This is a genomic window from Devosia epidermidihirudinis (assembly GCF_000971295.1).
GTDB lineage: Bacteria > Pseudomonadota > Alphaproteobacteria > Rhizobiales > Devosiaceae > Devosia > Devosia epidermidihirudinis.
The window spans coordinates 314409-326019 of record NZ_LANJ01000016.1 but is presented as its reverse complement, the minus strand read 5'-3'; the positions used below and the strand labels follow the sequence as shown (position 1 = coordinate 326019).

11 protein-coding genes are annotated in these 11611 nt (G+C 60.0%); 4 read left to right on the top strand and 7 right to left on the bottom strand.

The genetic code is table 11. The annotated features are described in order from the left end of the window. The first annotated feature begins 98 nt into the window (after nucleotides 1-98). From scpA to WH87_RS09925, 3 genes are read left to right on the top strand one after another with little or no spacing between them, the layout of a single operon-like run. Complete coding sequence (gene scpA / locus WH87_RS09935) at nucleotides 99-2222, top strand: methylmalonyl-CoA mutase (protein WP_046139283.1); 2124 nt, start codon at nucleotides 99-101, stop codon at nucleotides 2220-2222. Next, on the top strand, nucleotides 2219-2623 hold the full coding sequence (gene mce / locus WH87_RS09930; RefSeq protein ID WP_046139284.1) for a methylmalonyl-CoA epimerase: 405 nt from the start codon (nucleotides 2219-2221) through the stop codon (nucleotides 2621-2623). The genes scpA and mce overlap by 4 nt, the downstream gene beginning before the upstream one ends. 57 nt (nucleotides 2624-2680) lie before the next feature. After that, on the top strand, nucleotides 2681-3451 hold the full coding sequence (locus tag WH87_RS09925) for a DeoR/GlpR family DNA-binding transcription regulator (protein WP_046139285.1): 771 nt from the start codon (nucleotides 2681-2683) through the stop codon (nucleotides 3449-3451). 76 nt (nucleotides 3452-3527) lie between these two features. Here WH87_RS09925 and WH87_RS09920 read toward each other — a convergent pair whose 3' ends face one another. The 5 genes from WH87_RS09920 to WH87_RS09900 all read right to left on the bottom strand — a co-directional run bounded on the left by WH87_RS09920 (nucleotide 3528) and on the right by WH87_RS09900 (nucleotide 8782). Beyond that, complete coding sequence (locus WH87_RS09920) at nucleotides 3528-4367, bottom strand: dipeptide ABC transporter ATP-binding protein (RefSeq protein ID WP_046139286.1); 840 nt, start codon at nucleotides 4365-4367, stop codon at nucleotides 3528-3530. Then, a complete protein-coding gene (locus tag WH87_RS09915) occupies nucleotides 4364-5212 on the bottom strand; it encodes an ABC transporter ATP-binding protein (protein ID WP_052726455.1) in 849 nt (282 codons plus the stop codon). The genes WH87_RS09920 and WH87_RS09915 overlap by 4 nt, the downstream gene beginning before the upstream one ends. Nucleotides 5213-5216: 4 nt before the next feature. After that, nucleotides 5217-6116, bottom strand: coding sequence for an ABC transporter permease subunit (locus WH87_RS09910; RefSeq protein WP_046139287.1), 900 nt, complete (start codon nucleotides 6114-6116; stop codon nucleotides 5217-5219). Further along, complete coding sequence (locus tag WH87_RS09905) at nucleotides 6116-7123, bottom strand: ABC transporter permease subunit (protein ID WP_046139288.1); 1008 nt, start codon at nucleotides 7121-7123, stop codon at nucleotides 6116-6118. The genes WH87_RS09910 and WH87_RS09905 overlap by 1 nt, the downstream gene beginning before the upstream one ends. Nucleotides 7124-7186: 63 nt before the next feature. After that, nucleotides 7187-8782, bottom strand: a complete 1596-nt coding sequence (locus tag WH87_RS09900) for an ABC transporter substrate-binding protein (protein WP_156458182.1) — start codon at nucleotides 8780-8782, stop codon at nucleotides 7187-7189. A 382-nt stretch (nucleotides 8783-9164) separates the two neighbouring features. On the opposite strand from WH87_RS09900, the gene WH87_RS09895 reads away from it, so the two are divergent. Further along, complete coding sequence (locus WH87_RS09895) at nucleotides 9165-10106, top strand: aldo/keto reductase (protein ID WP_046139289.1); 942 nt, start codon at nucleotides 9165-9167, stop codon at nucleotides 10104-10106. A 116-nt stretch (nucleotides 10107-10222) separates the two neighbouring features. Here the strand turns inward: WH87_RS09895 and WH87_RS09890 are convergent, their stop codons facing one another. Together WH87_RS09890 and WH87_RS09885 are read right to left on the bottom strand one after the other, a co-directional pair. Next, nucleotides 10223-11161 (bottom strand): Gfo/Idh/MocA family protein, encoded by a 939-nt coding sequence (locus WH87_RS09890; RefSeq protein ID WP_046139290.1) that lies wholly within the window; start codon nucleotides 11159-11161, stop codon nucleotides 10223-10225. A 95-nt stretch (nucleotides 11162-11256) separates the two neighbouring features. Further along, a complete protein-coding gene (locus tag WH87_RS09885) occupies nucleotides 11257-11607 on the bottom strand; it encodes a VOC family protein (protein WP_046139291.1) in 351 nt (116 codons plus the stop codon). Nucleotides 11608-11611: the final 4 nt, after the last annotated feature.

The following is an 11611-nucleotide window of genomic DNA, read 5'->3' as shown; positions in this document are numbered from 1 at the left end:
GATGGAAGCCCGCCCTGTGACTGTTGCAGGCATTTGCCCGCCAGAGGCGCAGTCATCTCCCTCCCCCTTGTGGGGAGGGATCAAGGGTGGGGGTTACGATGTCTGATCCAAAAACCAATTTCGCTCATTGGGCCGCACTCGCCCAAAAGGAACTTCGGGATACGCCCGTCGCGTCGCTAGATCGCGATTACGGAGGCATTTCGGTCAAGCCGGTCTATTTCGGCGATAGCCCGGAAGTGCCTGGCGTCGAGCCGTTCACGCGCGGGGTGCGGGCGACCATGTATGCCAACCGCCCCTGGACCATTCGGCAATATGCCGGGTTTTCGACCGCACGAGAGTCCAATGCGTTCTACCGGCAAGCGCTGGAAAAAGGCCAGAAGGGTCTCTCCGTCGCCTTCGATCTGGCCACCCATCGGGGCTATGACAGCGATCATCCGCGCGTCACCGGCGATGTTGGCAAAGCAGGCGTGGCCATCGATAGTGTCGAGGACATGAAGATCCTGTTCGACGGCATTCCGCTCGATCAGATGAGCGTGTCGATGACCATGAATGGCGCTGTGATCCCCGTGCTGGCCATGTTCATAGTGGCTGCCGAAGAACAGGGCGTGCCGCAGGCCAAGCTCGACGGGACCATCCAGAACGACATCCTCAAGGAGTTCATGGTCCGCAATACCTATATCTATCCGCCCGAGCCTTCGATGCGGATCATCGGCGACATCATCGCCCACACCGCCGAGCACATGCCCAAGTTCAATTCGATCTCGATTTCGGGCTATCACATGCACGAAGCGGGGGCGACCGCCGTGCAGGAGCTGGCCTATACGCTGGCCGATGGCATGGAATATGTGCGCGCCGCTCAAGCCAAGGGGCTCGATATCGATGCCTTTGCCGGGCGCCTGAGCTTCTTTTTCGGCATTGGCATGAACTTCTTTCTCGAGGTCAGTAAGCTGCGCGCCGCACGCCAGCTCTGGAGCGAGATCATGACCGGGCTGGGCGCCAAGGATGCGCGCTCAAAAATGCTGCGCACCCATTGCCAGACCTCGGGTGTCTCGCTGACCGAACAGGACCCGCACAACAATATCGTGCGCACCACCATCGAGGCGCTGGCGGCCACTTTGGGTGGCACGCAGAGCCTTCACACCAATTCGTTCGACGAAGCCATCGCGCTGCCGACCGAGTTTTCCAGCCGCATCGCCCGCAATACGCAGCTCATCCTCCAGCATGAAAGCCGCATCACCGATGTGGTCGATCCGCTGGGTGGCTCCTATTATGTCGAGGCACTGACCAAGCAATTGGTCGAGGGCGCGCGCCAGCTGATCGGCGAAGCGGAGCTGGTTGGCGGCATGACGCAAGCGGTTCAATCTGGCGGGCCAAAACTCGAAATCGAAAAAGCCGCTGCCCTGCGGCAGGCGCGCGTCGACCGTGGCGAGGATGTCATTGTCGGCGTCAATCGCTACCGGCTCGACGTCGAAGATCCCATCGACGTCCGCGATATCGACAACGCCAAGGTGCGCGAGGAACAGGTCGCACAATTGCAGAGCATTCGCGCCAGCCGTGACGAGTCCAAGTGCCAGTCCATGCTGTCAGCGCTGCGCGAGTTTGCGGCCAAAGACGAAGGTAATCTGCTTGAAGCGGCCATCGAGGCTGCCCGCGCCCGCGCCACTCTGGGCGAAATCAGCTCGGCCATGGAAGACGTGTTCGGTCGCCATTCGGCTATCACCCGCGTCATCTCGGGCGTCTATGCTGGTGGCTATGGCGACGACCCGGAGTTTTCCGCGATTGTCGACCGTATCGAGACCTTCAAGACGGCCCGAGGTCGCGCCCCATCGATCTTCATCGCCAAAATGGGCCAGGACGGCCATGATCGCGGCGCCAAGGTCATCGCGTCTGCCTTCGCCGACCTCGGCTTCAAGGTGCATATGGGCGATCTGTTCGAGACCGCGCCGGAAGTAGCGAGCCATGTCGATGAGCTCAAGGTCGACGCCGTTGGCGTGTCCTCGCTCGCGGCAGGGCACAAGACGCTGGTGCCCGAACTGATCGAAGCGCTCAAGCTGCGCGACCTGGGCGACGTCACCGTCATCGTCGGCGGCGTCATTCCCGAGCAGGACTATGACTTCCTCTACAATGCCGGCGTGGCGGGCATCTTCGGCCCCGGCACCAACGTGCTTAGCGCTGCGTTCTCGGTGCTGAACGAAATCGAAGGAAGGCTCAGCAATCGATGATCGGTCGTCTCAACCATATCGCTATCGCGGTGCCAGATTTGTCGGCGGCCGCGGCGAAGTATCGGGATCTGCTGGGCGCGCATGTGGGCCAGCCGCAGGCATTGCCGGAGCATGGCGTCACAGTCGTGTTCATCGATACCGGCAATACCAAAGTAGAACTGTTGGAGCCTTTGGGCGAAGCCTCGCCGATAGCGGCCTTCCTCGCCAAGAACCCGAGCGGGGGCATGCATCACATCTGTTTTGAGGTGCCCGATATTCTGGCCGCCGCAGCGGCATTGACCGAAGGCGGCGCGCGTGTGCTGGGGGATGGAAAGCCAAAAACTGGCGCGCATGGCAAGCCGGTGCTGTTCCTCCATCCCAAGGATTTTGATGGGACATTGATCGAACTCGAAGAGGTCTGAGCTTTCTCCTGCTTTCGTTTCACCCTATGATATCTGCGAAACGAAAGTATAGGCTCTATGGATACGACTGAACGACAACAGGCCATCATTGCTCTGGCGCGTGGCCAGAACCGGGTTGTGGTCGAAGATTTGTCCACGCGCTTTGCCGTGTCGGTGCAGACCATCCGCAAAGATCTCAACCAGCTCTGCGACAGGCGCCTGCTGACCCGCGTGCATGGCGGAGCCATGTTGCCCTCAGGCACCGAAAACCTTGAATACGAGGCGAGGCGGCAGATCGCGGCGGGCGAGAAGGATGCGATTGGTCGCGCGGCGGCGGCCCTGATCCCCAATGATGCCTCGCTGTTCATCAATATCGGCACGACCACCGAGGCGGTCAGCCAGGCGCTACTGGAGCATTCCGGCCTGCTGGTGGTCACCAATAATATCAATGTCGCCAACCGCATGCGGCTCAACCCGCGCTTTGAGGTGGTGATTGCCGGGGGCGTGGTGCGCGCCAGCGATGGCGGCATTGTTGGTGAGGCGGCTGCCGGGTTCTTCTCGCAGTTCAAGGTCGACTATGCCGTGATCGGTGCCTCGGCGCTCGATGAAGATGGCGCGCTGCTGGATTTCGATTTCCGCGAAGTGAAGGTGGCGCAAGCCATCATCGCCAATGCCCGTCACGTCATTCTGGTGGCCGACAGTGGTAAATTCGAGCGCACCGCTCCCGTCCGTATCGCGCGCATCGACCAGATCGGCACGTTCGTCACCGACCATTGCCCATCTGAACGCTTTCGCGCGCAATGTGTGACGTCAGGCGTCACTTTGGTCGAAATTGGATCGTCCGCCTAAGCGAGCGCCGCGACCCGATAGATCGCGCGTTGTCGCGGTGCTGGCAGGGTATCCCGCGCCAGCACCACGATAGGTTCTAGCCAGCAGCAGCCAGGGCAGCTTTTTTGGCTAGGCGGGCCTTGATGTGTTCGACACCCGAATTGGGCGTCGCGGCGAACAGGGTCTGCGTGTAGCTGTGCTTGGGGTTGGAGAACACCTCGTCCCGCGTGCCGTGCTCCACCACATCACCGAAATACATCACCATGACTTCGTCGGCGATGTAGCGCACGACGCTGAGATCGTGGCTGATAAACACATAGGTCAGGCCGAACTCGTCCTGCAAATCCTTGAGCAGGTTGAGAATCTGCGCTTGCACGCTGAGATCAAGCGCGGAGACGGGCTCGTCGAGCACGAGGAAGCTCGGATTGAGCATCAGGGCGCGGGCGATGGCGATGCGCTGGCGCTGCCCGCCCGAGAACATATGCGGGTAACGGTTGAAGTGCTCGGGACCAAGACCGACCTTGATCAGCATGGCCATGGCGCGGTCGCGCCGCTCCGAGGCAGGCATATCGGTGTTGAGCAGCAGCGGCTCCGCCAGCACTTCACCAATCTTCTGGCGCGGGTTGAGCGAACCATAGGGGTTCTGAAAGACGATCTGCACCTTCTGTCGCATCGCCTTGGTCACGCCATGGCTGGCATCGACCTTGTCGCCATCGATCAGGATATCGCCCGAGGTCGGGTTGTCGATCAGCGTGATCATGCGCGCAAGCGTAGACTTCCCGCAGCCGCTCTCGCCGACTACGGCCAGGGTGCGGCCCTTCTCGAGGCTGAAGTTCACGCCCTTGACGGCGCGGACCACCTTGGCCGGGCGGAACAGGCCACCGGAGGACACATAATCGCGCTTGAGATCGCGCACCTGCAAAACGGGTGTTGTCATAGGGCAGCTCCCGTTTCGTCGGTGAACTTGAAGTCGGCGACAGTCGGCAGGCGATCGCCCACCGCGTTTTCCGGAAGAGCAGACAGCAGCGCGCGGGTGTAGTTGGATTTGGGGTTTTCAAACAGCGAGAGCACGTCGGCCTCCTCCATTTTGTGCCCCTTGTACTGCACGATGACGCGGTCAGCGGTTTCGGCCACCACCCCCATGTCGTGAGTGATCATGATCAGGCCCATGCCGTGCTCGGCCTGGAGGCTCACCAGGAGGTCCAAAATCTGCTTTTGAATGGTTACGTCGAGCGCCGTGGTTGGCTCGTCGGCAATCAACAGCTTGGGATTGCACGCAATCGCCATGGCGATCATGACGCGCTGACACTGGCCACCGCTCATCTGGTGCGGGAACGCCCCCAATCGATCGGCGCCGTCGGTGATGCCGACAAGACGCAGCAGTTCGATCGTGCGTGCCCGCGCGGCACGGCCTTTAAGGCCCATATGACGCTCGAGCACTTCCTCGATCTGGAAGCCGATGGTGAAGCACGGATTGAGGCTTGCCACTGGTTCCTGGAAGATCATGGCAATGTCCTTGCCGATGATCTTGCGCTTGTCGGCCGGGCTCATCCTGAGCAAGTCGAGCCCTTCAAAGGTCATCACATCGGCAGTGACTGTGGCGGTCGATGGCAGCAGCCCCATCACAGCGAGCATGGCCACCGACTTACCCGAACCGGATTCGCCGACAATGGCGAGCACTTCGCGGGCTTCGACCGACACATCGATCCCATCGACGGCCTTGAACAAGCCGACCGAGGTATCAAAGGCAACGGTGAGGTTCTTGATTTCAAGCAGTGCCATCAGATCAGCTCCGCTTCAGCTTGGGATCGAGCGCGTCGCGCAGGCCATCGCCCACGAGATTGATCGCCAGAACCGTGATCAGGATAGCCAGACCCGGGAAGGTCACGACCCATGGAGCGCGGGTAATGAATTCGCGTGCGGAAGCCAGCATCGTGCCCCATTCAGGGGTTGGCGGCTGAGCACCCATGCCGAGGAAGCCAAGAGCGGCCGCTTCGAGAATGGCATTGGAAAAGCTCAGGGTGGCCTGAACGATCAATGGTGCCACGCAGTTTGGCAGAATGGTCTTGATCATCAGGCGAATGTGGCCAGCACCAGCAACGCGGGCAGAGGTCACATAATCCTTGCCTGCTTCGGCCATCACTGCCGCGCGCACGAGACGGGCAAAGTGCGGCTGCAGCACCAGGGCAATGGCCAGCATGGCATTGAACAGACCCGGTCCCATGATGGCCACCAGCACAAGGGCCAGCAGCAGCGACGGGAAGGCCAGAATGATATCCATGACGCGCATGATGACGACGTCGACCCAGCCACGGAAGTAGCCGGCTAGAACGCCAAGCACGATGCCGACGCTGAGCGCAACGGTCACCACGACAAGACCAATGGCGAGCGAATAGCGCGAACCGTGGATCAGGCGCGAAAGCATGTCACGGCCAACCGGATCGGTGCCGAGCAGGTAAGCCGAGCGGCCACCTTCCATCCAGGACGGTGGTAGCAGCAGCGCATCGCGGAATTGCTGGTCGGCCGGATAGGGGGCGATCCAGGGGGCAAACAACGCCACGATGACCAGAATGGCGAACACGACGAGGCCGATGACGGCGCCGCGGTTCATGGAGAAATAGTGCCAGAATTCCGCCAGCGCCGCGAGGCGCGGGCGTTCGGTGGCAGTCGGGGTAATCTCGGTCATCAGCGCGCCCTTATCCGAGGATTGATGACGGCATAGAGCACGTCGACGATGAGGTTGACCGCCATGACCACCAGCGCGATCAGCAGCAGCCCGGACTGGACCACGACATAGTCACGCTTGGAGATGGATTCGATCATCCATTTGCCGATGCCCGGCCAAGAGAAGATGGTTTCTGTCAGGATCGCACCGGCCATCAGCATGCCAACCTGCAAACCAATGGTGGTGACCACCGGGATCATGGCATTGCGCAGGGCATGGATATTGATGACGCGGCTGGGCGACAGACCCTTGGCGCGTGCGGTGCGGACATAATCCTCACCCAGCACTTCGAGCATTGCCGAACGGGTTTGCCGCGCAATGACGGCGAGCGGAATGGTGCCCAACACCACCGCGGGCAGGATCAGGTGGCGAACCGCCGACACGAAGGCCGCCCAATTGCCGTAGAGCAGGGTATCCACCAACATGAAGCCGGTGATCGGCTTGAAGAAGAAGTTGATAGCGATACGCCCTGACACGGGTGTCCAGCCGAGATAGCCGGAAAAGAAAATGATCAGCAGCAGGCCCCACCAGAAGATGGGCATGGAATATCCCGTCAGCGCCACCCCCATGGTGAGCTGGTCAAACCAGGAGCCGCGCTTGACGGCAGCAAAGATGCCAGCGGGAATCCCCAGCGCAACGGCCAGCAGCATGGCAAACAGAGCCAGCTCGATGGTTGCGGGGAACAGCGCAAGGAAATCGGTCAGCACAGGGCGCTTGGTGGCCAGCGAGATACCGAAATCGCCGTGCAGCACATTCCACACATAACTCAGATATTGCTGCCAGATCGGCATATTGAAGCCGAACTGTTCCTTGAGAATTTCGTAGCGTTCAGGCGACACGCCGTGCTGGCCAGCCATGGCCAGAATGGGATCACCGGGCAGAAGCCGGATGAACGCGAATGAGCAGATGGTGATGCCGATCACCGTTGGCACGATCAGCGCCAGCTTATGCAGAATGTATCGAAGCATGATCCCGCCAATGATGAAGGCGGCGCTTATGCAGCGCCGCCCTTGTTTTCGCTAGAGCCGATATTATTCAGCCACGTCGACGTTGTCGAAGCGGTGAATGCCAAGCGGGTCCATGGTGAAGCCGATGACGCGCTTGCTCATTGGCATGAACACCTTGGAGTGGGCCAGGGTCAGGGCTGGAGCCTGTTCCTTGAACACAACCTGGGCCTGCTCGTAGAGCTTGGTCCGTTCAGCCTGATCGGGAACAGTCTTGGCGTCCTGGATCAGCTTTTCAAAGCCTTCGTCGCACCAGCTGGAATAGTTGGAAACGCCGATAGCCGAGCAGGAGAACAGGGTCGCAAAGAAGTTGTCTGGATCACCATTATCGCCGGTCCAGCCGATCTGGAACGCACCTGGACGATCCTTGGCCTTACCGCGCTCACGGTACTCGGTCCATTCGTAGGAGACGATATTGGCCTTTACGCCAACAGCGGCCCAGTCAGCCTGGATGAGTTCAGCAACGCGCTGCGCATTTGGGTTGTATGGACGGCTGACAGGCATGGCCCAGAGGTCAAGCGTCAGATCCTTGACGCCAGCGGCCTCGAGAGCTGCCTTGGCAGCTGCTGGATCGTAGGCGTCGTCCTTCACTGCAGTGTTGTAGGACCACATGGTTGGCGGGATCAGATTGACGGCAACCTGGCCGGCGCCCTGATAGACGGCCTCGATGATGGCGTCCTTGTTGATAGCCTGGTTGAGGGCCTTGCGGACCGCAACGTTGTCCATCGGAGCAACGGTGGTGTTGTAGCTCATATAGCCGATGTTGAGGCCTTCCTGTTCCTGAACCACGAGGTTCGGATCAGCCTGAAGGTCAGCAATGTCAGCTGGTGCTGGGTATGGAATGATATCGCATTCGCCAGCCTTGAGCTTCTGCACGCGCACGGCCGGATCGGTCGTGATGGCGAAGATCAGGTCGTCGATGGCAACCTTGCCAGCCCAGTAATCTGGGAAGGCGGAGTAACGGATGACAGCGTCGGTCTGGTAGTCGACGAACTGGAATGGGCCGGTGCCAACTGGAGCCGAAGCGAAGTCAGCCAGCGTGCCCGCAGCCTCGAGCTGATCGGCATATTCCTTGGACATGATGGACGCGAAGTCCATGCCCAGGTTGGCAATCATTGGCGAGTTTGGCTCGTTGAGCGTGATCTTGACGGTCAGATCGTCGACCTTCTCGATGCTCTTGAGATACTTGGGCATATCCATGCCCTGGAAGTAGTCCCAGGAAAGACCGGACAGGTACGTGTAATACGCGTTGTCTTCTTTCCACTGACGCTCGAACGAGAAGATCACGTCGTCTGCGTTGAAATCACGGGTCGGCGTGAAGTAGGACGTGGTGTGGAACTTCACATTTGGGCGCAGGTGGAAGGTGTACACCAGACCGTCGTCGGAGATTTCCCAGCTCTCGGCCAGACCGGGTTCAACTTCGGTTCCGCCATGCTTGAACTCAACCAGACGGTTGAAGATCGTGCGCGAAGACGCGTCGAAGTCGTTACCACCAGTGGTCGGACCTGGATCGAAATGCGCGGGCGAAGCCTCAGAGCAGAACACCAGTTGCTTGGCCTGGGCAGCACCAGCGGCCAAAGCAATGATGGCGGTCGCCGCCAACAGGCTTTTCATCAATTTCATGAATGTTTTCTCCCGATAGTTTTTAGCGCCCGGGCGTGTAGACCAGAGCTTGGCCGCCAACAAAGCGTAGAATCCATGGGAGCGCAATGGTTGAGTTTGACCATTTGGTCAATCTGATGACGGCAACAAGGCCATTCCACAGAATTGGACGGATTGAGAATGAACCGTTCGCCACACTTGTCGTGGCTTGACCACGCCCTTTGCGGGTGTTCCAGTCGATCAAACTCCGCCTCATCTTGCCGCTGGAAGAGAGTTCTCACTTTAGTTCACAATTTGATTTTGATGCGCAGTCCGCACCTGAAAAAGGCACCGGACGCGCCTCAAAGATCGAACGGAATGCCTCCAGCGGCGTTTTGCTATCAGCCAACAATGGAGACTTATCATGGACCGCCGACCACTCGGACGCAGCGAACTCGTCATTGAACCTCTGGTGCTGGGGACCAATGTGTTTGGCTGGACCGTCGACCAAGCAGGCGCGTTCGACATTCTCGATGCCTATGCCGAAGCGGGCTTTACCGCGATTGACACGGCCGAAGGGTACCCCAATTGGGTGCCCGGCAATCCTCCCGGCCTCAGCGAAACCATCATCGGCAACTGGTTCAAGGCGCGCGGCAACCGAGAAGCCATGCATCTGTTCACCAAGGTCAACTCGGCCAATCAGCCGGGCGGGCTCAGCGCCGAAGCCATCAAGGCGGGTGTCGAAGGGTCGCTCAAGCGCCTCCAGACTGACTATATCGACCTCTATTTCAGCCACTGGCCTGACCCGACAACCAGCCATGAGGAAACGCTTGGCGCCTATGACACGCTCATTCGGGCGGGCAAGGTGCGGGTGATCGGCGCGTCGAACTTTCCGCCTGCCATGGTGCGCGAAGCCAATGAGATCGCCGTGATCAAGTCGCTGCAGGGCTATGATGTGCTGCAGCCGCGCTACAATCTTTATGATCGCGCCGAGTTTGAAGGCGACCTGCAGAAGCTGGTGCTCGAGGACGATATCGGCACCATCGTCTATTATAGCCTCGCCTCCGGGTTCCTCACCGGCAAGTACCGCAGCAAGGACGACCTCGGCAAAAGCCAGCGCGGTGGAGGGATCGAGAAGTATCTCGACGCCAAGGGCCAGAGCATTCTTGCTTCACTCGACACCGTCGCCAAGGCCAATGACGCGACGCCCGCCGAAGTGTCGCTGGCATGGCTCGTTGCCCAGCCTGGCGTCAGCGCGCCGATTGCATCGGCGACCTCGGTCGCGCAGGTGCAGAGCCTAGCCAAGGGCGTGCGTCTGAAGCTGAGCGAAGACGACGTGAAGGCACTGACTGACGCAGGGAAGTAATCCCCGACCAATCGTCATTGCCCGGCTTGTCCGGGCAATCCACTCTCCACTACAAGGCGATGGATCACCCGGACAAGCCGGGTGATGACGCTCGGTGAAAACGTCGCGCTAGACGCCTACCACTCAAAAGCGGGCCCGTTGATGCGCGCCCCCATCAGGAATACGTCGCTCATCAGACGCAGCGGCGCAGCGTCGACATCGCTTTTGTGCTCGTCGAGCAGGCGCGCGAAGTGCTCATACATGGCGGCATATTCGTCATCGCCATGTTGCAGCACGATCTCGTCATTGATGCGCAGGGTGCGGCCACCGCCCTCAAGCTTGAGGACATCGCCGGTGCCAGTCTCGATCTGCACCGTCCAAATCTCGCCGCTCTCTTCCAGCCAGTTGAAGCCTGCCGATAGCTTGGGCTTGTGCAGTTGACCAGACCTGAAGACGATTTCTACATCAACGGGCGTCTGCCGGTTGGCCGGAAAGGTCAGTCTGGAGCTTTCGACAAAAACCGGGAAAGGCAGGATCTTGGTGAAGATCGACAGCGAATTCATGCCGGGATCGCAGACACCGAACCCACCGGGCTCCCAGACCCAATCCTGATCGGGGTGCCATTTGCGCACGCTTTCGCGCCAATCGATGCGCACCGATTTGACGCCCTGCTCGGCAAGGATCGCCTTGGTCCGGTCCACCGCTGGATTATATTGGCTATGCCAGGTTTGGTAGAGCACGCGATCCAGCCGTTTGGCGTGGGCGATCAAGTCATCCAGCTCGGAAATGGTCGTGGTGGGCGGCTTTTCCATCATCACGTCCTTGCCGACGTCGAGCGCCTCGCGGACATACTGATGGCGAATACCGGGCGGTGTGCAGATCGAGATCAGCGAGACTTCGGGCATGGTCGCATAAAGCTCGGCGGGAGTCTTGAAGACAGGCAGGCCATTGTGGCCGAGGCCCCGGGTCGAGACGGTCGCCGCCAGCTCGAAATCATCGGACCGATCGATGACCGGCAGGTGCTGGTCCTGTGCGATCTTGCCCACACCGATAATTGCAATCTTGCGCTTGGCCATGCGGCAGCTCTCCTCGGAAACTGAGGGCGGTATAGAGCAGACGCCAGCGGGGTCTGCCAAGTCCCGCCGCGTGAATTTGTATGACTATTTGACGATCAGTCTTCGGGCGGCTGCCACAACTCGATGGGACTACCCTCGGGATCGGAGATACGGGCGAAGCGACCGGTCTCGGTAGTGTCCCATTCATCGGGGCGCGTCTCGACCGCGATGCCAGCCGCGGTGAGCTGGGCAATGAGCCCATCGAGATCATCGACGCGGAAATTCAGCATGAACTGGCGGTCGGCGGGGAAGTAGTCTGTATCGGCTTTGAACGGCGCGAACACGGTCAGTCCCGCCGCCTGATCCCAGAAGCCGGTGATACCCAGATGGGTTTCATACCAGGCGGCCAGCGCCTCGGTGTCGCGGGCGCGAAAGAAGACGCCGCCAATGCCAACAGCCTTTGCCATAGCT